At 60.2% G+C, this 21,892-nt stretch carries 21 protein-coding genes; 14 read left to right on the top strand and 7 right to left on the bottom strand.

The annotated features are described in order from the left end of the window. Positions 1-28: 28 nt before the first annotated feature. From ACYQ54_RS16140 to ACYQ54_RS16125, 4 genes are all read left to right on the top strand, one after another. Entirely contained in the window at positions 29-1,417 is a 1,389-nt protein-coding gene (locus ACYQ54_RS16140) for a leucyl aminopeptidase family protein (protein WP_460083997.1), read from the top strand. Between the two features lie 72 nt (positions 1,418-1,489). Then, the gene (locus tag ACYQ54_RS16135; protein ID WP_006934185.1) at positions 1,490-1,840 is read left to right on the top strand and encodes a MarR family transcriptional regulator; all 351 of its coding nucleotides are present in this window, start codon (positions 1,490-1,492) and stop codon (positions 1,838-1,840) included. 26 nt (positions 1,841-1,866) lie between these two features. Next, on the top strand, positions 1,867-2,739 hold the full coding sequence (locus ACYQ54_RS16130) for a C40 family peptidase (RefSeq protein ID WP_460083995.1): 873 nt from the start codon (positions 1,867-1,869) through the stop codon (positions 2,737-2,739). A gap of 211 nt (positions 2,740-2,950) precedes the next feature. Continuing rightward, positions 2,951-3,169 carry a tautomerase family protein gene (locus tag ACYQ54_RS16125; RefSeq protein ID WP_460083993.1) on the top strand — a complete coding sequence of 73 codons (219 nt, stop codon included), beginning with the start codon at positions 2,951-2,953 and terminating at the stop codon, positions 3,167-3,169. 161 nt (positions 3,170-3,330) lie between these two features. Here ACYQ54_RS16125 and ACYQ54_RS16120 read toward each other — a convergent pair whose 3' ends face one another. Further along, entirely contained in the window at positions 3,331-3,897 is a 567-nt protein-coding gene (locus tag ACYQ54_RS16120; RefSeq protein WP_460083991.1) for a hypothetical protein, read from the bottom strand. A 78-nt stretch (positions 3,898-3,975) separates the two neighbouring features. Continuing rightward, the gene (locus ACYQ54_RS16115; RefSeq protein WP_460083989.1) at positions 3,976-5,163 is read right to left on the bottom strand and encodes a DNA recombination protein RmuC; all 1,188 of its coding nucleotides are present in this window, start codon (positions 5,161-5,163) and stop codon (positions 3,976-3,978) included. A gap of 161 nt (positions 5,164-5,324) precedes the next feature. Here ACYQ54_RS16115 and def point away from each other — a divergent pair, with 161 nt between their 5' ends. The 5 genes from def to truA all read left to right on the top strand — a co-directional run bounded on the left by def (position 5,325) and on the right by truA (position 8,991). After that, positions 5,325-5,843: a peptide deformylase gene (gene def / locus ACYQ54_RS16110; RefSeq protein WP_460083987.1), complete on the top strand. Its 519-nt coding sequence runs from the start codon at positions 5,325-5,327 to the stop codon at positions 5,841-5,843. A gap of 36 nt (positions 5,844-5,879) precedes the next feature. After that, positions 5,880-6,512 carry a MarC family protein gene (locus ACYQ54_RS16105; RefSeq protein WP_460083985.1) on the top strand — a complete coding sequence of 211 codons (633 nt, stop codon included), beginning with the start codon at positions 5,880-5,882 and terminating at the stop codon, positions 6,510-6,512. A 157-nt stretch (positions 6,513-6,669) separates the two neighbouring features. Continuing rightward, on the top strand, positions 6,670-7,608 hold the full coding sequence (gene fmt, locus ACYQ54_RS16100) for a methionyl-tRNA formyltransferase (protein WP_460083983.1): 939 nt from the start codon (positions 6,670-6,672) through the stop codon (positions 7,606-7,608). Positions 7,609-7,630: 22 nt separating this feature from the next. Beyond that, positions 7,631-8,170: a GNAT family N-acetyltransferase gene (locus ACYQ54_RS16095; RefSeq protein ID WP_460083981.1), complete on the top strand. Its 540-nt coding sequence runs from the start codon at positions 7,631-7,633 to the stop codon at positions 8,168-8,170. After that, positions 8,170-8,991: a tRNA pseudouridine(38-40) synthase TruA gene (gene truA / locus ACYQ54_RS16090; protein ID WP_460083979.1), complete on the top strand. Its 822-nt coding sequence runs from the start codon at positions 8,170-8,172 to the stop codon at positions 8,989-8,991. The genes ACYQ54_RS16095 and truA overlap by 1 nt, the downstream gene beginning before the upstream one ends. 20 nt (positions 8,992-9,011) lie before the next feature. On the opposite strand, the gene ACYQ54_RS16085 is transcribed toward truA, so the two are convergent. Then, positions 9,012-9,839, bottom strand: coding sequence for a DUF2189 domain-containing protein (locus ACYQ54_RS16085; protein ID WP_460083978.1), 828 nt, complete (start codon positions 9,837-9,839; stop codon positions 9,012-9,014). A 365-nt stretch (positions 9,840-10,204) separates the two neighbouring features. Continuing rightward, positions 10,205-12,457, bottom strand: coding sequence for a mechanosensitive ion channel domain-containing protein (locus tag ACYQ54_RS16080; RefSeq protein WP_460083976.1), 2,253 nt, complete (start codon positions 12,455-12,457; stop codon positions 10,205-10,207). A 224-nt stretch (positions 12,458-12,681) separates the two neighbouring features. Between ACYQ54_RS16080 and ACYQ54_RS16075 the strand changes: the two genes are divergently transcribed. The 3 genes from ACYQ54_RS16075 to ACYQ54_RS16065 are packed head-to-tail and all read left to right on the top strand — an operon-like array spanning position 12,682 to position 14,913. Then, positions 12,682-13,107 carry a DUF805 domain-containing protein gene (locus ACYQ54_RS16075; protein ID WP_460083975.1) on the top strand — a complete coding sequence of 142 codons (426 nt, stop codon included), beginning with the start codon at positions 12,682-12,684 and terminating at the stop codon, positions 13,105-13,107. Between the two features lie 43 nt (positions 13,108-13,150). Continuing rightward, on the top strand, positions 13,151-14,323 hold the full coding sequence (dapE, locus tag ACYQ54_RS16070) for a succinyl-diaminopimelate desuccinylase (RefSeq protein WP_460083973.1): 1,173 nt from the start codon (positions 13,151-13,153) through the stop codon (positions 14,321-14,323). After that, positions 14,320-14,913: a hypothetical protein gene (locus ACYQ54_RS16065; RefSeq protein ID WP_460083971.1), complete on the top strand. Its 594-nt coding sequence runs from the start codon at positions 14,320-14,322 to the stop codon at positions 14,911-14,913. The genes dapE and ACYQ54_RS16065 overlap by 4 nt, the downstream gene beginning before the upstream one ends. Positions 14,914-14,987: 74 nt before the next feature. Here ACYQ54_RS16065 and dapD read toward each other — a convergent pair whose 3' ends face one another. Then, positions 14,988-15,842, bottom strand: a complete 855-nt coding sequence (gene dapD, locus ACYQ54_RS16060) for a 2,3,4,5-tetrahydropyridine-2,6-dicarboxylate N-succinyltransferase (protein WP_460084844.1) — start codon at positions 15,840-15,842, stop codon at positions 14,988-14,990. A gap of 262 nt (positions 15,843-16,104) precedes the next feature. Here dapD and ACYQ54_RS16055 point away from each other — a divergent pair, with 262 nt between their 5' ends. Beyond that, positions 16,105-17,010 (top strand): EamA family transporter, encoded by a 906-nt coding sequence (locus ACYQ54_RS16055; protein ID WP_460083969.1) that lies wholly within the window; start codon positions 16,105-16,107, stop codon positions 17,008-17,010. Between the two features lie 161 nt (positions 17,011-17,171). Continuing rightward, positions 17,172-19,847, top strand: coding sequence for a bifunctional diguanylate cyclase/phosphodiesterase (locus tag ACYQ54_RS16050; protein WP_460083967.1), 2,676 nt, complete (start codon positions 17,172-17,174; stop codon positions 19,845-19,847). Between the two features lie 5 nt (positions 19,848-19,852). Here the strand turns inward: ACYQ54_RS16050 and dgoD are convergent, their stop codons facing one another. Beyond that, a complete protein-coding gene (dgoD, locus tag ACYQ54_RS16045) occupies positions 19,853-21,001 on the bottom strand; it encodes a galactonate dehydratase (protein ID WP_460083966.1) in 1,149 nt (382 codons plus the stop codon). A gap of 55 nt (positions 21,002-21,056) precedes the next feature. Beyond that, a complete protein-coding gene (locus tag ACYQ54_RS16040; RefSeq protein ID WP_460084842.1) occupies positions 21,057-21,806 on the bottom strand; it encodes a FadR/GntR family transcriptional regulator in 750 nt (249 codons plus the stop codon). Between the last annotated feature and the right edge of the window lie 86 nt (positions 21,807-21,892).

Genomic DNA, 21,892 nt, shown 5'->3' with positions numbered 1-21,892 from the left:
GAATCCAATCTCCAACGGAGGTCCTCCCGTGCGCGATAGCCTAGTCCGCAAAAGCGATGTTTCCAGTTCCACACCCATCCACGCTGTCACCGAGGCAAGCCTTCCTCAGGTTCTGGACAGTCTTGGGGCGGCGGCGTCGAACTGGTGCAAGGTCAACGATTTTGCAGGCAAGCCCGCAACCTTCCTGCTCGTTCCGGGAGAAGACGGCGCAGTGGTACTGTTCGGCGTTGAGGACGACGGCCTGTCGCATCCGCTGGCACTCGGCGGTCTGGTGGCAGGACTGCCGGAAGGAGACTACCATCTTGCAGACGGGTTTCCGGATCCGGAGCAGGCAGCGCTCGGCTTTGCGCTCTCCACCTATTCCTTTATGCGCTACCTGAAAAGCGAGGGCAAAACGCGCCGTCTTGCCGTCGATGACACAGTCGATCTGGACCGGCTTGGAACGATTCTCGACGGCGTCAAACTGGCCCGTGATCTCATCAACACTCCTGCGAATGACCTCGGGCCGGGCGAGTTGTCCCAGGCCGTGGTTTCTCTCTTCAAACAGCATGGCGGAACCGGACGTATTGTTATCGGGGAGGACCTTCTGGAAGAAAACTTCCCGATGGTGCATGCGGTCGGCAAGGCCAGCAGCCGGGCGCCGCGCCTTGCAGATTTTACCTGGGGCGACGAAGCTGCTCCCAAAGTCACGCTGGTGGGCAAGGGCGTCATCTTCGACACCGGCGGTCTTAATCTGAAGCCGGGATCTTCCATGGCTCTGATGAAGAAGGACATGGGCGGGGCCGCTAATGTGCTTGGCCTTGCCTCCATGATCATGGCCGCAAAGCTTCCGGTGCGCCTGCGCGTCATCGTCCCATGCGTCGAAAACGCGGTGGCAGGCAATGCCTTCCGTCCGGGCGATATCCTGCCGAGCCGCAAGGGACTGACCGTCGAAATCGGCAATACCGATGCGGAGGGCCGGTTGATCCTGGCCGATGCGCTGGCGCTTGCCGACGAGGAAAGCCCTGACATCCTGATCGATATGGCAACGCTCACTGGCGCTGCCCGCGTTGCGCTGGGGCCGGATCTGCCACCTTACTACACCGACGACGACGAACTGGCCGAAGACATCGCGGTGATGGCGGAAGCCACGGCCGACCCGTTGTGGCGCATGCCGCTCTGGCAGCCCTATCTGAAATATCTCGACAGCAAGGTTGCCGACATCAATCACATCAACACTTCCGGGGCAGGTTTCGCCGGCTCCGTCACGGCTGCCCTGTTCCTGTCCCGATTCGTTGAGAACACCGGAAGTTGGGTTCATTTCGATATTTTCGGCTGGACCCCGATGGAAAAGCCCGGAAAACCCATGGGCGGCGAAGCCCAGGGCATCCGCGGCCTGTTCGATGTGATCTCCGAGCGTTTTGCAGGCGCAAAATAACGGCTCCGAAACGTTTTCGTGCTTCGATGGTCATGGAGATGGATGGGGGAAAAGGATGGGACCCTGTAGCTCATGGCCGTCGAATTGCGCGCCTCACAGGCGCTGAAACTGATGCACGAGGTCAATCTGGCGCTTGTTCGCGATAGCGAACAGGATCTGTCCGCGCGCCAATTGACGATCCTGATGACGGTCTATCTGGAGCCGCCGCCTCATACCGTGCGCGGATTGGCAGCCAAGTTGAACGTCACCAAACCTGCTATCACCCGGGCGCTTGACACTCTGGGGGGGATGCGGCTTCTGTCGCGCAAGCGCGATGAAGCCGACAAACGCAATGTGATCATCACCCGCACGGTGGAAGGTGCGCTTTATCTGGAGCAGCTCGGCGATCTTGTGGTTGAAAAGGCCAGGGAACTGCCGCGCTGACAGGCCACCACATTTCGGGATCGACAATGACCGAGACTTTCGACCGCCGCCGCCACCCGGTTCGTGCTGACCTTGCCGCCACCGATTATGAGGGCAGGGTAAAGGCCACCCGCTTCGTTGACGGCGAGGTGTTTCAGATCATTGCCGACCAGTTGCCGATCCGGCCCGAACCGCGCCCGGATCGGCCGGTCGATACCGAAGCGCTCAGCGGCGAGTGGGTGACGGTCTATGAGCAGACGCCGGAAGGCTGGGCCTGGGGACAGCTCGACACGGACGGTTATGTGGGCTGGTTCTCGTCCAATGGTCTCGGGCCGGTCAAGCCGGCAACTCACCGGGTGCGCGCGCTCCGGACCTACCGCTACCCGGCCGCCGATCTCAAGTTTCCGCCGCTCGGGCTCCTGTCCATCGGCTCGCTGGTCACGGTAACCGGTGAAACCGAAACGCGCGGGCTCACCTATTCGCTTCTCAGTGATGGTTCGGCCGTCGTCGCCAAACATCTTGTGCCACTGGAAGCAATTGAAGATGACTGGGTTGCTGTCGCCGAAGAGTTGATCGGCACGCCCTACCGATGGGGGGGACGGTCAAGTCTCGGCCTCGACTGTTCAGCGCTGGTGCAGCTTGCCGCCCAGGCAGGCGGGTATGACCTGCCGCGCGACAGCGACATGCAGGAAGCCGAAGCCGGCGAGGCAATTCCCCATGACGACCCGTCCTCTTTGAAACGCGGTGATCTGCTGTTCTGGAAAGGCCACGTCGGCATCATCACTGGCGACAACTGCCTACTGCACGCCAACGGTTATACGATGACCGTCGCCTACGAGCCGCTGGACAAGGCCATTGACCGTATTGCGGCGACGGAATGGGGTGCGATCACCAGGGCACGGCGTTTGCCCGCACTTTAGGGTTTGGCCCGAATTTTGACAGGCTGCACGCTGTTTGGAGAGACTTCAGATGCGCAGCATCAGTCATGACCGGACATGGGTGTTTCCTCCCGCTCACTTGAAACAGGGTCAGAAGAGTTTGAGTCTCTGAAATTGGCAAATGACCGAATTGCGAGACATGCAGCCGGCTAAGTGTCAAAATGATCATGTTGCCAATCTGGGAGGGAAATCTATGCCGCTGATCGACATCCACGTCTTGGAAGGTGTCTTCTCAGAGGACGAAAAAGCACAACTCATCAGCGAGACGGCTAAAGCGTTCGGAACAGTTGCAGGCAAATCGATGCAAGACAACACTTCTGTACGGGTCCACGAGGTAAGAAGCGGGCATTGGGGTGGAGCAGACGGCGTTTGGACAACCGAAAAAGCGTTGGAACTAAAGGCCAAAGGCTAGTGAGGACCGCTTTGGGTACTCGAACCGGACATCGCATGCAGCGAATGAATGGAGCATGATCCCGGACGACTGAACGAGGCGCTGCTCCGGACGCGGCAAACGCCTGCCCGGAGCCATTTCCAGCAGGGGACGTATGTTCCTCGGCTTCATGGGCTGTTCTGTCAGCCCGGGAAGGTCTGCACGCCAATCGATTCAAGCGCGCCGGAGTTCGGGTTTTTCACCAGGCAAAGCTGGCTTTCGGTGCCTTGGATGAAACAGACCATGGGACGCTCTTCCTGGCGTGCGCGCTCATAGATTTCCCGGGTGACACCTTCTTCGACGTAGAACGGAAATTCGCCTGCTTCCGGACCTTCGGCGCCTTCAGGCCAAACCGGAAGCTTTGCGGACGTGGCAACATCGGCATAGCCGCTGATCCAGTCCAGCAAGGCTGCCTGCATCTCGGTCAGGGTTTCGATGCCGTAGAAGCCGAACAAGTCGTTCTGGTCAAAGGTGGCCTGAAATTCCACGCCGCCGGACTGATTGAAGACCGCTACCGAAACTTCTGCAGACCCGCATTCACCCTGTGCATCGGCTTCGACCGAATAGGTGTCCAGCCAGACGGCTTCGATAGACTGGGTGCAGTCCTCAGCCGCTGCAGTCTGGCTGAGGGGAAGTGCGAGAAGCCCAAGTGCCAAGACGGTGCTTGCGATGCTAAGTGTTTTCGAAAAAAGGAAATTCCGGAACGACATACCTGCCTCCAAATCGACTCGGATCGAGCCGGCGGGACTGTAGCTCCGGGCTTGAATAGCGGCAACAGATTTGCTGCGTCAGCCGTCGGGCGTCAGTGCCAGCTTGGGTTCAGCGCTGGAAGCTCCCTCTGCCACGTTCTCGAGTTCGCCCAGTTCAAGGTCCTCGATCCGCCGGCTGCGTTTGGAAATCTTGTCGGAGGAAATCAGGATCTGGTCGATATCCTTGTTGGCCTGCGCGAAATGCGCCTGAAGCTTGCCGACCCGGTCGTTCAACCGGCTGACATCGGCAATCAGATGGCCGACCTCGGCCTGGATCAGATGGGCCTGCTCGCGCATCTTGGCATCGCGCAACACCGACTGGATCACCTGGATCGACAGCATCAGCAGCGATGGCGAGACGATCACCACCCGCGCCCGGTGCGCCTTCTGGATGAGATCCTCGAAGCTCTCGTTGAGTTCGGCAAAGACGCTTTCAGACGGCACGAACAGGAAAGCGGTGTCCTGGGTTTCGCCAGGCAGCAGATATTTTTCGCTGACGTCCTGAATGTGTTTCGTGAAGTCGCGGCGAAACTGCGCCTGCGCATATTTAAGCTGATCGTCCGTTTCCGATTCGCGCAACAGGTTGAAGGCTTCCAGCGGGAACTTGGCGTCGATCGCAAGGGAAGGGGCACCGTTCGGCATGTGGATCAGGCAATCCGGACGGCTGTTGTTGGACAGCGTTGCCTGGAAGGAATAGGTGCTGGGTGCCATCTGGTCCTGGACGATTGCCTCCATCCGGCCCTGACCGAACGCGCCACGGGTCTGCTTGTTCGACAGGATCGCCTGCAACTGGCCCACCTGACCGGAAAGATCGGTGATCGTGCGCTGTGCCCGGTCGATCACCGCCAGCCGCTCGTGCAGGTGCCTGAGGCCGTCCTGGGTGCGTTTGCTGGTGTCGGCCATCGAGGTGTTCAGCTTGTGGCCCATGCCGTCCAGCCGCTCGTTGACGGCGCGCATCATGTCCGATTGCCGCGATCCGAACACTTCCGCCATCGTCTGCATACGGCCGGTCATTTCCCCCTGTGACTTCAGAAGCTGGGAGAGATGGCTTTCCAGCTCGTGAATGCGTTCGCCCGCCACCGTGTCCGATTCGGCACGCAGGCGGATCTCCCGCATGATCTTCAGAACCAGCCAGACAATCAGGGCCAGAAGAAACAGGCCGCCAGCAATGGCAGCTTCCAGAACCGTCACCGGACGGCCACTCAACTCAAACAGGATCTCGTTCATGAAACAAACATAGAACGATTCGGGACGAAGGCCCATCCGCGCGGCTGGACAGGCCTGTGGTCTTTTGATTGGTTGCCGGTCAGGTCGAGCGCGTGGAAAACGGGAGGGGACTGCGCTATTTCCGCGTTGACCGGCGCGCCACGATTTCTTATGTCAGGCGAATGACAATACGCCCGATCATCACCATTCCCGACCCGGTCCTGCGCGAGGTCTGTGCACCTATCGCGACCGTCGACGACGACGTCCGTAAGCTGGCCGACGATATGCTGGAAACCATGTACGATGCTCCGGGCATCGGTCTTGCCGCAAGCCAGGTCGGGCTATTGCAACGCATCTTCGTGCTCGACGTCGCAAAGGAAGACGCGCCGAAGGAGCCGATGGTGTTCATCAATCCGAAGATCGTGTGGTCGAGCGAAGACTTGTCGGTCTATCAGGAAGGCTGCCTGTCGATCCCCGAGTACTTTGAGGAGGTCGAGCGGCCTGCAGAAGTGACGGTCCAGTTTCTCAACCGCGAGGGCGCCGAACAGGAACTCAAGGCCGACGGACTGCTGGCAACCTGCATTCAACACGAGCTTGACCATCTCAACGGGAAGCTGTTCATTGACTACCTGTCGAAGTTGAAGCGCGACCGAGTTGTCAAGAAATTCACCAAGCAGGCGAAGCTGGCCGGAAAACTCTAATCCGGTGCCGCCTGCCTTAAACATGGGGCGGCATTCATGGATCAGGTCCTTTTCCTGAAACTCTTCGCTGCGCTGTTCGCAATCATGAACCCGATCGCGAACCTTCCGGTGTTTCTGTCGCTCACCGCGGACAAGGGTCCGGGTTTTGAGCGCAAGGTCGCCCTGACAGTTCTGATCGGCCTCGCCATCGGCTCGGCATTCATCGGCTTTACGGGCGATACCATTCTCAAGGTTTTCGGCATCAGCCTCGATGCTTTCCGTCTTGCCGGCGGCTTTCTCATTCTCCTGATCGCGCTCAACCTCATCTCCGGTGAAAAGAGCAAGGCTCATCACGGAACGGATGAGGAGCAGGAACATCATTCCGAACAGGAGAATCCGGCAATCTATCCGCTGACCGTGCCGATCCTGCTCGGTCCTGGCACGATTTCGACCATGATCATCTACCGCGGTCAGGTCACCGATCTTTCCCACGAGATTGCCTATGTCGCGGCCATTGCCGCCGCTATCGCCGTTCTGGTCGGCACATTCTTCGCTGCCCCGGTCCTGTCGAAATTCCTCGGCCAGACGGCAACCAGCGTCATGAGCCGCCTGATGGGCATGATCCTGGCGGCGATCGCAATGGAAATGATGGTCGGAAGCCTCAAGGCCCTTCTGCCCGGTCTGGCTTAGAGCGGGCTGACGTCGCGCGCCAGGTTCGATTGATCTCTCCCCGTCGGGATGAGTGGCCACCGACTGGAACAGCCGCAAACAACCCACTTCGCCCTCTTGCAACACCCGTCCTGAGACGCAATAAGGGCGCAGACCTTTCAAACCCTTCAGGAGCCTCATGTCCCTACGCGTCATCTTCATGGGCACCCCGGATTTCTCGGTGCCGACTCTCATGGAAATCGTCGGCCAGGGCCACGACGTGGTCGCCTGCTATTCCCAGCCGCCGCGCCCGGCGGGCCGTGGCATGGATCTGAAGAAATCGCCGGTCCATGAAGCCGCGGAGTCCTTCGGTATTCCGGTGTTTACACCGCAGAGCCTGAAAGGGGCGGAGGAACAGGAGGCCTTTGCGGCGTTGGATGCAGATGTCGCGGTGGTGGTCGCCTACGGACTTCTCCTGCCGAAACCGATCCTGGACGCGCCGCAATTTGGCTGCCTCAACCTTCATGCCTCCATGCTGCCGCGCTGGCGTGGCGCTGCACCGATCAACCGGGCGATCATGGCCGGTGATGCGGAAACCGCTGTTCAGGTGATGCGCATGGAAGAGGGGCTCGACACCGGCCCTGTGTGCATGTCGGAAACCGTGGCCATCGGCGAAAACATGACCGCCGGAGACCTGCACGACAAGCTGTCCTCGCTCGGCGGCGACCTGATGGTTCGAGCCCTGGCGGCACTCTCGCGCGGGGCTCTTGGCGATCAGGCGCAGTCTGAAGAGGGCGTCAGCTACGCAGCCAAACTCTCCAAGCAGGAAACCCGGATAGACTGGTCGAAACCGGCCAGGGACGTTCACAACCACATTCGCGGCCTGTCTCCCTTTCCCGGAGCCTGGTGCGAGATGCCGCTGGGTGGCAAGGCGGAACGGGTCAAGGTGCTGCGCAGCACGCTTGGCGAAGGGGCCGGAGCACCGGGATCAATCCAGACCGGCGGTGACGTGCCGGTTGTGTGTTGCGGTTCGGGTGCGGTTCGCCTCGAACAGGTTCAGCGAGCCGGCAAGAAGCCGATGAGCGGTGCGGAGTTCCTGCGCGGCGCATCGCTTTCTGACGGCACGGTTCTGGACTAAGCTGGCGTCTGAGGAGACCGACATGACCCAAGCCGCCGATGCTGCCGGCCTTACCATCAGAAATGTGACACCTGACGACGAAGCTGCCGTCAGGGAGCTGGTCCTGTCCGCCTTTCCATCCGACATGGAAGCCCGGCTGGTGCACACGCTGCGCCATTGCGGCGCTCTGGTGCTGGAACAGGTCGCGGTCGATGCCGACGGCCGGATCGTCGGACATATCGCCTATAGCCGTGTCACCCCGGCTGCCATCGGTTCGGGGCAGGGCATGCAGGTTGTCTGCCTTGCGCCTGTTTCCGTCTGGCCGGACCTGCAGAAGACGGGCATCGGTTCGGCGCTGATCAAGGCCTCTCTGGAAAGCCTGAAGGATCTGGGCGAGGACCTTGTTCTGGTGCTCGGTCCGCCGTCCTATTATCCGCGCTTCGGCTTCGATCCCGTATTGGCGCGCAAGGTGCAAGGGCCTTATGCGGGCGATGCCTTCATGGCGCTGGCGCTGACGGAAGCCGGATCGCGGGACCTGCCAATTGAGGTGGCCTTCGCCACACCCTTTGAAGAATTCGAGTAATGCCTCGTTACAAACTGACGGTGGAATATGACGGCAGGCCGTTCAGCGGCTGGCAGCGCCAGGCGAACGCGCCGTCCGTCCAGGCGGTGATCGAACGTGCCGTCAAGGCATTCTCCGGTGAGGAGGTGACCATCGGCGGCGCCGGTCGCACAGACACCGGCGTCCACGCCACCGGGCAGGTCTGCCATGTGGATCTTTCGAAGGCCTGGGACGCAAGAACGGTCATGGGGGCGCTGAATTTCCATTGCCAGCCCCATCCGGTGGTGATCCTGGATGCTGCGGAAATGCACGAAGGCTTCGACGCGCGCTTTTCCGCGATCCGCCGCTCCTATCGCTACCGCATTCACAATCGGCTGCCGCCGCTCACCCACCAGCTTGGGCTTGCCTGGCATGTGAAGGTGCATCTCGATGCGGACGCCATGCACGCGGCCGCGCAGGAATTCGTCGGTCATCACGACTTCACCACCTTCCGCCATACGCGCTGCCAGGCCAAAAGCCCTGAAAAGACGCTGGAGGAATTCCGGGTCTACCGCGAGGGTGAGTTCGTCATTGCCGAATGCTCCTCACGGTCTTTCCTGCACAATCAGGTGCGCTCGATGGTTGGCTCCCTGCGTCTGGTCGGTGAAGGCAAATGGGGCCCGGGTGATGTCACCAGGGCCCTGCAAGCCCGCGACCGGAACGCCTGCGGCCCGGTGGCGCCGGCAGACGGGCTTTACCTGACCCGTGTCGACTACCGTTCCGCGGAAACGGACATCGAACTCAAGAAGGATTGGCAGGCCCGCAAGGCGGCAATGGAAGCCCAGGAGGACGGCGAAGCTTAGTCAGCTTCGCTCTCAGTCCATCAGACGGTGTCCTCAGGTATCTCCACGCACTTCTTGTAGAGATGCCAGGTCGTATGACCGAGGATCGGCAGGGATACGATCAGACCCAGGAACGCCGGTGCCATCGACACGATCAGCACGGCGGTCACGACAAAGGCCCAGCCGATCATCGGGACGGGCGATGTGAATACGGCCCGCACGCTGGTGATCATGGCTGTGATGAAGTCCCGGTCCTCTTCCATCAGCAACGGGAAAGATACCACGGTCAGCGAAAACAGGATCAGTGACAGGATCGCCCCGACAACATGGCCGACGGCAAGGAACATCAGGCCTTCCGGCGTGGAGATGACCTGGGTCAGGAACTCGTCGAAGGAAGCAAACGACCGGAAGCCGAGGAAAAGCGCGAGGAGCAGGCGCACCTGATACATCCACATGATCTGGATGAACAAGACCACGAAGGCCATCCAGGACAGTTCCCGGCTTTTCTGAGCCCACATGGTGCCGAAGACTCTGGACCAGGACAGCTCTTCACCGTTCTGAAGTCGCCGGCTGACCTCATAAAGACCAACGGCCGCAAACGGCCCGATCAGCACGAAACCTGCCGCGGCCGGATAGGACAGGTAACTCATGTTGAGAGCGGCCGCGCTCAAGACGACGAAGAGACCGCCAAGGGCGAAAAAAGCCCCGATGGCGAGCCCGTAGACCGGAGCCCTGCGGAAGTCGGCAAGCCCCGCCGCAAATGCGTCTATCACATCGTTGACGGTAATCTTGTTGACCCTTGGCATGGGCCGGAGCCCATTGGCGGCAGGTGCCCCGGTGCCGTGCGGGGTCGACGTGTTGTCACTCATCAGGCGGCTTCCTCCCAAAAGCGTTTTGCCTGCCCGCCTCCCGCGGACAGGCGATCTTAGGCACGGAACGGCGTCCGGCTCAATCGGGAGAAGGGCGTATGCGCCGGTAAAATCCGACTTGGTGCAACGGCTGTCCTGCGTGTCGGGTTATCCGGTCGTGAAAATGGGGAGCAGGAGCTTTGGGCCCATCCTTCGAGACGGCCTGGCGGCATCCTCAGGATGAGGCTGCGGTTTGCCGAAGCCTTTCTTGCCCGTATCGCCTCATCCTGAGGAGCCGCGATAGCGGCGTCTCGAAGGATGGGCCACAAACGCTGGGCCCACCGCTCACACAGAAGTAGCGGCAGGCCGATTTGTGAAACAGGGTCTCACTCCGCAGCCGGCTTCTTGTCCATGTCGGCAGCCGCTGCAGCCGCAGCTGCGGTGACGGCTTCCTTCTGCTTGTCGTCCAGCTTCGCTGTGTCGGGAATGTTGACCCGCACTTCCTTGCGCGCGAACTGGATGCCGTTTTCTTCGAAAGCCTGCTGGACGCGCTTGTAGATTTCCTTGCGGATACCGAACTGCTTGCCGGGCTTCGTCGTGTACTTGCCGCGCACCACGATACCGACGTCGTCGACATCGGCGACGCCCTGTCCCTTGAACGGGGCCAGGATGTCGTCCTTGAACTCTTCCATTTCCATGATGTCCTGACCGATCCGCTTGAAGAGCTTGCGCACTTTCTCGACATCCGTATCGAAAGGCACGGTGAACTTCAGCTTCATGATCACCCAGTCGCGCGAGAGGTTGGTGAGCTTCGGGATTTCGCCATAAGGGACGATATGAACGGCACCGCGAGTGCCGCGCAGCTGCAGGGAGCGGATCGAGATTTTTTCGATGGTGCCCTGGGTGCCGCCTGCATCGATGAATTCGCCCAGACGGAAGGCATCGTCCATCAGGAAGAAGACGCCTGAAACGACATCGCGGACGAGTGTCTGCGCCCCGAAGCCGACAGCAAGACCGACGACACCGGCACCGGCCAGGAGCGGTGTGATGTTGATGCCAAGCTGACTGAGCGCGAGTAGCACGGTCAGGACAAGGATCGTGATCTGCACCACGACCCGGATCAACGGCAGGATCGTCGCCAGGCGCGACTTGCCGGCTCCACCCATTTCCGCGTCGTCATCTTCGTTCGAAGGAGGTGGAGAATCCTTGGCAAGTTGGTGTGCAACCCACAGATTGGTGATTTCCCAGGCTAGATAACCGGTAGCCAGAATAAGCAGAAAAATGACCGTATGCCGGGCGACCGCAGATCCGTCCTCGGCACCGAGCGCGAGCAGATTGAGGCCGTAAATCCTGCCGACCATCAGAATCAGGAATGCAAGCAGGGCAACCCTGGCGATGCGGACATAGCTGTGCCGGGTCTGCATGTGCGCGGCTTCCGCCACCGGGCCTTCTCCGCGCATGGGTGGGACAATGTGCGAGACGATGCCACGCACCATCGTGTCGAGGAAAGGTGCAAACACCACAAGTGCGATCACGGAGAGGGACCGCGCTGCCGTCAACGCATCAATGCCCATGCTGGTGGTCACCTGAACAAGCAACCAGTTGAAAACGATGAAGGCAATCGAGAAACAGGGCCAGAACCGGGCCATGCGTTCCAGGCCGCTGGTTGGTTCGTGCTCATCGCCCAGAATGATGCTTGTCAGGCCATGCCGGGCGTTCCAGATGACCGCCACGATCCATAGATTGATGCCGAAGCCGATGAAGAAGCGGAAGGTTTCGGCAGTCTCTCCTTCACCGGCTTCTATCATCACGTTGCGCAGGAAAAATATGCTGCCGACGAAGGCGAAGAGGCTAGTGAAGCTGCGGTAGAGCGAATTGGCGGTCGCATCGTTCGCGGTGACGAGGCGCAATTCGCGACGATGCGGTGCCAGCGCAAATCGGAGCAAGGCTGCCACAAGGCGCGGCAGGAATACGATCCAGTAGACTGCCTGGAAGGCAAATGTCCTTGCGACGGGATCGAGTATGGCAATCCTTCCGACGGCAAAAGCCACGATGGCGAAGACGATCAGACCGCCAAGATCGAGCGCGGCGCGAGTGGAAACCAGTTTGACCGTCTCGAAGAGACTGTTGGGATCACGGCTCTGGATTTTGTCACGGCGGGAGGCGAACAGCCGGTTGACCAGGAACTCGGCGGCAAAACCGGCTGCGAGGATCAACGCGATGGCACCGATGAGAATATGCGCCGGCCCGGCAACCGAGCCAGCAAGAAGCGCACCGATACTGCTGAACAGACTGGTGAAAAGCTCCGGAACATTTCTGAAGTTGGTGGCAATCATTGACCCGAATTGATCGGCTGCCATCTGAAGCTTGTCGATCAACTCTTCTTCCTCGGACAGCGGCGCGGCCTGCTGGTCCTTGGCTGCGGCACCTTGCTGCAGCAGCGTCATAAGGTCGGTAAGTGCCTTGACCTGCTCCGGATCGAGATCGGAAACGAGTTTTTCCATGGCTTGGGGTTGCAGCTGCGGGGGAAGGCTTTTTCCGGTGTCCTGTGCACTCGCCGGCAGCGTCAAAATAGACAGGAATGCCAGAATAAGCGTGAATGCACAGGCCGTTAGATTTGTCTTCCAGGCACCAGTCATCAGCGAGACCCCCATCTGCAGCGAACCTTTGGCGTTAGGATAGACACGCCGAACGTGCAAAATCCATAAAAATACCCAAGGGAAAGGGATCGCAATCTATACGATTGGCACAATTCGCGGGATCACGGCCTGGTCAAGATCGATGCAGCTGTGTAACAGAGCTTGATCCGGCCCGCGTATGCGTCTACCTCCTTGCCAGATCAATCGAACCTGAGCTGGATGGAATGACAACGCCCCCACAGAGCGCGAATACAGCCCCGGGGCCGATCTGGGCCCTTCTGAGCCCCATCGGTCGCATGGGCCGCGAACCTTATTGGTTGTGCTTCCTCGTCAGCTGGATCGTGTTCGGCATCGCGCTTCGGATCTGGTGGCTTTCGGCCGCCGAAACGCCGACGGCGGAATCCATGATATCCGGCGACTATATCGGCACAAATCCGCTGTTTCCGGTCCTGTTTTTCGTCCTCCAGTGGGTCGAGCTGGCGCTGGTCGTCAAACGTCTGCAGGATATCGGCCAGAGCGGTTTTCTTGCGCTCCTGATCTTCGTTCCGATCCTGAACGTGATCATGCTGATCTTTCTCGGCGTTGTTCCCAGCCAGGGGCAGCCGAACCGCCATGGGCCGATGCCCAACAGCTACTGGCGCAAACGCTGAGCGCGTGTGAGCCCCGCTACGATTAATCAAAGAGACTGAATTCATGCCCACTTCCGCCGTCGCAATCGCACAGGATCTCATCCGTTGCCCGTCCGTGACCCCTGCAGAAGGCGGAGCGCTGGCAGCGCTGGAAGCATTGCTCGGCAAGGCCGGGTTTATCGTCTCGCGCGTAACGTTTCAGGATGAAGACACGCCTGACGTGGAAAACCTGTTTGCCTCCATCGGCAGCGGTGCACCGCATTTTGTCTTTGCCGGTCACACGGATGTGGTTCCGGCCGGTGCGGAGAGTGACTGGCGCCACGGGCCGTTTGAAGGGACAATCGACAACGGCATTCTGTTCGGCCGCGGTGCGGTCGACATGAAAGGCGGCATCGCAGCTTTCGCGGCGGCGGCGCTCGACTATGTTGCGGAAAAGGGACCGGATTTCGGCGGGACGATTTCCTTTCTCATCACCGGTGACGAGGAAGGTCCGGCGGTCAACGGCACCGTCAAACTGCTGCAATGGGCCAAAGCGCAGGGACACGGTTTCGATGCCTGCATTGTCGGCGAGCCGACCAATCCGGATATGCTTGGCGATGCCATCAAGGTTGGCCGGCGTGGATCTCTCTCCGGTACGATCACCGTCCGCGGTGTGCAGGGGCATGCCGCCTATCCGCATCTGGCCGACAATCCGATCCCGGGACTGGTCCGTCTTCTGGCCGCGCTTGACGCGCTGGAGTTGGACAAGGGCAACGAACGCTTTCAGCCTTCCAATCTGGAAATAGTCTCGGCCGATGTCGGCAATCCGGCCTTCAATGTCATCCCGGCACGGGCCGAAGCCCGTTTCAACATCCGCTACAACGACGAATGGACGCTGGAGAGCCTGAAGGCCCATATCACCGGAACACTTGAGGCAGTGGACCTGGGCAGTCTCGCACTTACTCTGGAATTCAAGCGCGATGCCAGCGAATCCTTCCTGACCCGGGACGAAGTCCTGATCAAGGCCCTGAGCAAGGCTGTGGAAGCGGAAACCGGCCGGGTGCCGGAGCTTTCCACGGGCGGGGGAACGTCAGATGCCCGCTTCATCAAGAACTACTGCCCGGTGGTGGAATTCGGCCTCGTCGGCCAGACAATGCACAAGGTTGATGAATGTGTCGCGGTCGATGACCTTGACCGGCTGGCGGCAATCTACAAAAAATTCCTCATAAGTTATTTTTCTGGAGCGGACGGGAATTGATCAGCAAGGTCGAAATTCGCGCGGCGTTGGACGGATCCTGGCTGCTTTTGCGTAACCGTCCGGAAGGAATGGCGTTTTTCGACCAGTCCATTCAAGGCTTCTGGCGCTCGTTTTCCGTCATCTTTCTGCTGGTTCCGGTCTATGTGGTGAGCTGCCTTGCGGAAAAACAGCTCTTCTTCGCCGAGAACCTCTATCATCCGGACGCCTTTCCCAATGGCAGTTACTGGTTTGCCCAGTTCCTGGGAATGGGCATCGACTGGCTGGCGTTGCCGCTGCTGCTGGCACTGCTGGCCGCGCCGATAGGCATTTCACAGCGTTATGTCCCGTTCATCGTCGTACGTAACTGGACCAGCCTGCTCGCTTCGGTGCCTTATCTTGTCACCTATGTTCTGTTTCTTCTGAACATCATCTCGCCCGGCATCGTCGTGCTCTTGTCGCTGACCTGCCTCGTCGCTGTGGTCTGGTATCGCTACCAGGTCGCCCGCATCGCGCTTCAGACGACCGTCAGCCTGACCATCGGCGTCGTCGTGCTGGACGTGTTGCTGACGCTCGTGATTTCCCAGGTCGTCGGGCTTTTGTGGGGCGCATGAAAAACCCCGCCGGGTGAGGGCGGGGCTTTCCGGTTTTCAGATGCCGGAGCGTTCGTGGCGCTCGGTAGCCTACGTCAGTCGCGCAGAAGTTCGTTGATGCCGGTCTTGGACCGGGTCTTCTCGTCGACCGTCTTGACGATAACGGCACAGTAAAGGTTCGGTGCAGCTTCGCCGTTGCCCATCACCTTGTTACCCGGCATGGAGCCGGCAACCACCACGGAGTAAGGCGGCACTTCGCCATAGGTGATCTCGCCGGTCGCACGATTGACGATCTTGGTCGACTGACCGATGAAGACGCCCATGCCGAGCACGGATCCTTCGCGCACGATGCAGCCTTCGACCACTTCGGAGCGAGCACCGATGAAGCAATTGTCTTCGATGATCACCGGGCCGGCCTGGAGCGGTTCCAGAACGCCACCGATGCCGACACCACCGGACAGGTGCACATTCTTGCCGATTTGTGCGCAGGAGCCGACGGTTGCCCATGTATCGACCATCGTGCCCTCGTCAACAAAGGCGCCGAGGTTGACGAAGGACGGCATCAGGACGACGCCCTTGCCGATGAAGGCCGAGCGGCGGACGATGCAGTTCGGCACGGCGCGGAAACCGGCATTTTCGAAATCCATGCCGCGCCAGCCGTCGAATTTGGACGGCACCTTGTCCCACCAGGCCGCTTCGCCGGGGCCACCCTTGATGATGTCCATCGGGTTCAGGCGGAACGACAGCAGCACGGCTTTCTTGGCCCACTGGTTGACGGTCCAGTCGCCGTCCTTCTTTTCCGCAACACGCAACTGGCCCCGGTCGAGCAGGTTCAGCGTTTCCTCGACCGCGTCCCGAATCTCGCCGGTGGTCGTGGTGTCGATGGCGGCACGGTCTTCGAAGGCGGCGTCGATGGTCTTGGACAGGGAAGCGAGATCGTGGGTCATCAGGCAGATGGTCTCCGGGCGTTAACAATTCTGGCGCGGACCTAAGCCGCCCGGCTGGGTGCTGTCAAGCGCGTGAGGGTCTGCAGATGTCCTGTAGCCGTCAAACAACGGGGCGAACGCCGGCCTGTGTCGACGGAAAAACGCCGGTTATTCATGATGGTATGTTGAGAAAAGATAAAATGTTGATTGCGATCTTGGCAGTTTAAAGCGGCGATCAAATCGCTAGTTTGAAGTCAATTCAATAAAATCATGAAGAGTGCTTCCCGTGGAATTATGGATCCCGATCACCATTGCAGCAGCGTTCTGCCAGAACCTGCGCACGGCCCTCCAGAAACACTTGAAGGGTCAGCTTGGGACGACCGGGGCAACCTTCGTTCGGTTCGGCTACGGTGTGCCTTTCGCGATTGGCTATGCCGTCGTGCTGCACACCGTGTTCAAGTTTCCTCTGCCTGCGCCGACATCGACACTGTTCATCGCTGGTGCCCTGGGTGGTCTGGCGCAGATCCTGGGTACATTTCTGCTGATCCACCTGTTCTCCTTCCGCAACTTTGCTGTCGGCACGGCCTATTCCAAGACCGAACCGATCCAGGCAGCCCTGTTCGGCTTTGTGGTTCTGGGCGAACATATTTCCCTGGCGGCCGGGCTGTGCATTCTGGTCGGCGTCATCGGCGTGGTGGTGATCTCGCTCGCCCGGGTTCCCTTGACGCTGGCCGCCATCCGCACCTCCCTGATCGGACGTCCGGCGCTGATCGGCCTTGCCTCGGCAGCCTTCTTTGGCGCGTCCGCGGTTGCCTACCGCACGGCCTCGCTGTCGCTGGAAGGAACCGGTGTTCCGATGCAGGCCGCCTACGCGCTGGTTTATGCGACGGCCTTCCAGACAATTGTCATGGCGGTCTGGATGGTGCTGCGCGAACCCGACCAATTGCGCGCAAGCATTCGGGCCTGGCGAGCCGCTGTTTGGGTCGGGGCAACAGGTGTCGCCGGATCCGTCGGCTGGTTCACCGCCATGACGCTGCAGAACGTTGCCTATGTGCGCGCGCTTGCCCAGGTGGAGCTGGTCTTCACCTTCCTGGTTTCCTGGCTGGTGTTCAAGGAAGCGATTGCCCGGTCGGAGATCTTCGGTTGCGTGCTGATCGTCGCGGCAGTGGTGGGGGTCATCCTGCTGCGCTAGCGTGACATCGGCCGGAAAACGGACGCTCTCGATTCCTTCAATCAAACTGTAAAGTGACCTTTAGGCATTTGTTTCGGTTTTAAGGATATTCTGAGGTAAGCTCCAAGACTGCGATGTACTGATCGTTGACGGATGGAGATTTCTCGACCTGACGAGATGAGATGTTGAAGTCGTTTTTTTCCCGAATTGGAGCCAGTCACATTCTGACCCGGCCCAGCCTGGCCAGTATTGCGGCGATCGGTATTGCTCTTGCCGTTACCCTTGCTGCGGGAATTTTCGCGGAAGTCCAGAACCGGTCCGTTCACTTGCAAAGCGCGCGCGCGGATGTCGCCGAGCAGCTGGGCCTTGTGCGCGCCCGGCTGGAAGGCAACATCAACAGCAACTTGCAGCTGGTACGTGGCCTCGTTGCGCTGATCGCAACCCAGCCGGACATCGATCAGGACCAGTTCGGCCGTATTTCCAGCAGTCTCATCGGCAAGCACTCGCAGCTTCGCAACGTTGCCGGCGCGCCGGATCTGATCGTCAGCCTGATGTATCCCATGGCAGGAAACGAAAAGGCCATCGGGCTCGATTACCGGAAAAACGAACAGCAACGGAAAGCTGCCCTTCGGGCGGTCAATTCGGGCGAGATGGTGCTGGCCGGACCGGTCGACCTGTTGCAGGGCGGCAAGGGGTTTATCGGGAGGTTTCCCGTCTTCACGGAAAATGAAGACGGCACCAGACGCCTGTGGGGTCTGGTTGCCGCGGTTGTCGACGCCGAGCGCCTGTATGCGGACAGCGGCCTGCTGGATCCCGCACTCCCGGTGGAGATCGCCATCCTGGGACGCGATGCCACCATTACCGACAAGACGGTCTTCTTCGGCGATCAAAACGTGCTGGCGCAGAAGCCCGTGCTTTCGGACGTGGTCCTGCCGACCGGACGCTGGCAGGTTGCAGCGATCCCGCGTGGCGGCTGGTCTGCGATGCCGGACAACGCCTGGACGGTCCGGCTGCTGATGCTTGCCGGAGGGCTGCTCGTCCTGCTGCCAATCTTCATTGCAGGTCAGCTCTACGATCAGCGCCGCGGGCATATTCGCGAACTCAGGCGGCGCCAGGTCCAGATGGAAGGCCTGTCCCAACGTTTGAAACTGGCGCTGGACACGTCAAAGATCGGGATCTGGGAGCTCAATCTCGACACCGGCGTGCTGACGTGGGACGGACGCATGCGGGAACTTTACGATATCCCGGAATGGCGCGACACGTCACACTATGACGTCTGGTCCGAACGCCTGCACCCGGACGATCTGAAACGGGCCGAGACGGAATACTGGGACGCAATCGATTCCGGGGGAACCTATCATTCGGACTTCAGGGTCATTCTTCAGGATGGGTCCACGCGCTGGATCCGCGCCATCGGCGCCGTTCATACCAACACCCGCGGCCAGCGCTATATCCTGGGCGTCAACTGGGACGTTTCCCGGGATTTCCAGCTGAAGACCCGGTTGCTCAACGCCAAGCAGAATGCCGAGGACAGGAACCGCGAACTGGAAGACGCCCGTGCGCTGATGGAGCACCATTCGCTGCACGACAGTCTTACGGGGCTCCCGAACCGGCGGTTCCTGGACCGGAAGCTGCTGGACGAACAGGCCCCGGACAAGCCGAGGGCGCTCCTGCATATCGACCTGGACCGTTTCAAGCACATCAACGATACGCTTGGCCATGCGGCCGGCGACTCGATGCTGACACACGCCGCATCGGTGCTGATGGAAAACGCCAGCTCCAGCGACTTCGTCGCGCGCATCGGCGGTGATGAATTCGTGATTGCCGTCACCGAACCGACGGACGAGGCAAGCCTTGCAGCGCTCGCGGACAGGATCATCGAACAGATGCGCCAACCGGTGCCGTTCGAGAACCACCAGTGCCGCTTCGGTGTGTCCATCGGCATCGCCATGGCGGACACGACGGTGAGCGATTACGGCCGGCATTTGCTGGTTGATGCCGACATTGCCCTCTATCGGGCCAAGAGAAACGGCCGCAACCGGTTCGAATTCTTCTCCGACACGCTGAAATCGGAAATCGTCCGCAACAAGCAGGTTGCCGATGACATCCTGTGTGCGCTGGAGCGCCAGGAATTCCTGGCGTATTTTCAGCCGCAGTTCGATGCCAGGACGCTGGCGATCACCGGTGTCGAGGCGCTTGCGCGATGGAACCACCCGACGGAAGGCATCCTGACGCCGGATGTGTTCCTGAAAACGGCCGACGAACTCAATGTCGTTCCTTTGATCGACCGGATTATTCTGGAGCAGACGCTGTGGCAGTCCGCGCGCTGGAAAGCCGCCGGGATCCACATTCCGAAAATGTCGGTCAATGTGTCCGCAGGCAGGCTCAACGACGCAAACCTGATGGAAAGCCTCGAGGGGCTCGCCCTTGAACCCGGCTCGCTGTCGTTCGAATTGCTGGAATCCATTTTCCTGGACGAAAAGAACGACCTTATCGCAACCAATTTCGAGCATCTGCGGGAAAAGGGGATCGACATTGAGATCGACGACTTTGGGACCGGTTATGCGTCCATCGTCAGCCTCATTCATCTGCGTCCGAAACGGCTGAAGATTGACCGCCAACTGGTCATCCCGATCACCCATTCGGAAGGCCAGCGCCGTCTGGTCGCGTCGATCATCGAAATCGGTCAGTCACTCGGCATCAAGGTTGTCGCCGAGGGCGTGGAAACCATGGAGCATGCCAAGATCCTCCGTGATCTGGGCTGCGACGCGCTGCAAGGCTATGCCTTTGCACCGGCAATGCCCTCGGACAGGCTCATCGCCTTCGTTCGCGAAGAGCGGTGGCGCGAGGCGTCCTGAAGAGATCACCACTCGGCAAGGCTTCCGTCCTCGTGGCGCCAAACCGGATTACGCCAGCGGTGGCCTTCCCTTGCACGCGCAATGACATAATCCTCGTTCACCTCGATGCCGAGTCCGGGCCCCTGGGGTATGGCGGCAAAACCATCCGCATAGGCGAAGACTTCGGGGTTGGAGATATAGTCCAGGAGGTCATTCGACTCATTGTAGTGGATGCCGAGGCTCTGCTCCTGAATGAAAGCGTTGTAGGACACCGCATCGACCTGAAGACATGCTGCAAGGGCAATGGGGCCAAGCGGGCAGTGGGGCGCCAGTGCAACGTCATAGGCCTCGGCCATGGCCGCGATCTTCCGGCATTCCGTGATCCCGCCGGCGTGGGAAAGGTCGGGCTGGATCACGTCCACATAACCGTCCGAGAGCACGGTCTTGAAGTCCCACCGGGAATAGAGCCGCTCGCCCAGGGCAATCGGTGTCGATGTGTGACTGACGATGTCCCGCAGGGCTTCACGGTTTTCTGAAAGCACCGGTTCTTCAATGAACATCAGCTTGTAGGGATCCAGCTCCCGCGCCAGGATCTTGGCCATGGGCTTGTGCACTCGGCCGTGGAAATCCACCGCGATGCCGATGTCAGGCCCAACAGCCTCGCGCACGCTTGCGATGGCCTCCACCGCCGCGTTCAGCCGCGCGTTGCTATCAACGAACTGCAGTTCGGCACAGCCGTTCATTTTCAGTGCCTTGAAGCCGCGTTCGACAACTTGCCTGGCATTGTCCGCAAGCTCCGAAGGCCTGTCGCCCCCTATCCAGGAATAGACCTTGATCCTGTCGCGCAGCTGACCGCCGAGCAGCGAGTGAACCGGCTGGCCCAGGGCCTTGCCCTTGATGTCCCACAGGGCCTGGTCGATACCGGCAAGGGCACTCATGTGAATGGCTCCGCCCCGGTAGAAACCGCCGCGATACAGCACCGTCCAATGATCTTCGATGAGGAAGGGATCCTTGCCGATGAGATAGTCGGCAAGCTCATGCACTGCCGCTTCCGTTGTCAGGGCACGGCCTTCGACCACAGGCTCGCCCCAACCGGTGACGCCTTCATCGGTCTCGATCTTCAGGAAAAGCCAGCGCGGCGGCACGATATAGGTCGTGAATTTGGTGATCTTCATGTTGATAAGCTTCCGGCAATGGGCGCGGTCATCGGGGCAGAAGGCGGGACAGAGGTCAGACCTGAACGCGGCCGGCAGCTTCTTGGGCGGCGGTCAGGTCGTGTTCGGCCAGGTCGAGCATCCGGTTTGATGCCTCCCGGGCCCGTGGCGCGTCGCGCAGGCGCAGGGCGTCCACCAGTTCGCCATGCAACTGGATGGCCAGGTCCCGGCTTTCCACGGCGGTGTTGGAGGCATGCAGCGTATAGTGCAGGGCTGTATGAATGGCGCTGGACAGGCGCCTGAAGACCTGGTTGTGGCTGGCGGCCATCAGCACACTGTGGAAGTCCACATCCGCCTCGGTGAAGGCTTCAGGGTCGGTGCTTGCATCGCGCATCCGCATCCAGGCGGATTCCAGTGCGGCGATTTCCTGCATGGTGGCGCGTTTCGCGGCAAATTCCGCCGCCGCCGGCTCGATCGTCCGCCGGGCTTCCAGGATGCATCCGAGCAGATCGAACTCGTGGATGAAGGGGCCGATCCAGTCGAGCACTTCCCCATCCAGAATGTTCCAGTCCTCCCGGTCCGTGACAACTGTCCCGACACGAGGCTTGACCCGTAGCATGCCTTTGGACTCCAGAACCTTGATGGATTCGCGGATAACCGTGCGGCTGACGCCATAGATCTCGCAAAGATCGTTCTCCCGGGGCAGTTGAGCGCCGACGGGATATTTTTCCGAGCAGATGTCTTCCGCGAGAGCTGCCGTCACATTCTTTCGCACGCGAGGGCGCTTGCCACTGCTCTGATCAGTGGTCGCTGTATGCTCCCTCAACGTTTCCAATGGCCTGCTCCCTGTTCTTGCCGGACTGGCATCCCGCATTTTTAGCGGATTTTTTTGCTCTGCGCGAACTGCGCGTT

It is taken from the genome of Roseibium sp. LAB1 (assembly GCF_054658235.1).
This window is presented reverse-complemented; position numbering and strand designations above follow the sequence as displayed.

Excerpts from the sequence above, each read along its gene's own strand:
- truA (WP_460083979.1), top strand. The coding sequence starts at position 8,170 with ATGCCTCGTTACAAACTGACGGTGGAATATGACGGCAGGCCGTTCAGC.
- ACYQ54_RS16085 (WP_460083978.1), bottom strand. The coding sequence starts at position 9,839 with ATGAGTGACAACACGTCGACCCCGCACGGCACCGGGGCACCTGCCGCC.
- ACYQ54_RS16105 (WP_460083985.1), top strand. The coding sequence starts at position 5,880 with ATGGATCAGGTCCTTTTCCTGAAACTCTTCGCTGCGCTGTTCGCAATC.
- dapE (WP_460083973.1), top strand. The coding sequence starts at position 13,151 with ATGCCCACTTCCGCCGTCGCAATCGCACAGGATCTCATCCGTTGCCCG.
- ACYQ54_RS16080 (WP_460083976.1), bottom strand. The coding sequence starts at position 12,457 with ATGACTGGTGCCTGGAAGACAAATCTAACGGCCTGTGCATTCACGCTT.
- fmt (WP_460083983.1), top strand. The coding sequence starts at position 6,670 with ATGTCCCTACGCGTCATCTTCATGGGCACCCCGGATTTCTCGGTGCCG.
- ACYQ54_RS16120 (WP_460083991.1), bottom strand. The coding sequence starts at position 3,897 with ATGTCGTTCCGGAATTTCCTTTTTTCGAAAACACTTAGCATCGCAAGC.
- ACYQ54_RS16095 (WP_460083981.1), top strand. The coding sequence starts at position 7,631 with ATGACCCAAGCCGCCGATGCTGCCGGCCTTACCATCAGAAATGTGACA.
- ACYQ54_RS16115 (WP_460083989.1), bottom strand. The coding sequence starts at position 5,163 with ATGAACGAGATCCTGTTTGAGTTGAGTGGCCGTCCGGTGACGGTTCTG.
- ACYQ54_RS16050 (WP_460083967.1), top strand. The coding sequence starts at position 17,172 with ATGTTGAAGTCGTTTTTTTCCCGAATTGGAGCCAGTCACATTCTGACC.
- ACYQ54_RS16130 (WP_460083995.1), top strand. The coding sequence starts at position 1,867 with ATGACCGAGACTTTCGACCGCCGCCGCCACCCGGTTCGTGCTGACCTT.
- ACYQ54_RS16075 (WP_460083975.1), top strand. The coding sequence starts at position 12,682 with ATGACAACGCCCCCACAGAGCGCGAATACAGCCCCGGGGCCGATCTGG.
- ACYQ54_RS16135 (WP_006934185.1), top strand. The coding sequence starts at position 1,490 with ATGGCCGTCGAATTGCGCGCCTCACAGGCGCTGAAACTGATGCACGAG.
- ACYQ54_RS16125 (WP_460083993.1), top strand. The coding sequence starts at position 2,951 with ATGCCGCTGATCGACATCCACGTCTTGGAAGGTGTCTTCTCAGAGGAC.
- def (WP_460083987.1), top strand. The coding sequence starts at position 5,325 with ATGACAATACGCCCGATCATCACCATTCCCGACCCGGTCCTGCGCGAG.
- dgoD (WP_460083966.1), bottom strand. The coding sequence starts at position 21,001 with ATGAAGATCACCAAATTCACGACCTATATCGTGCCGCCGCGCTGGCTT.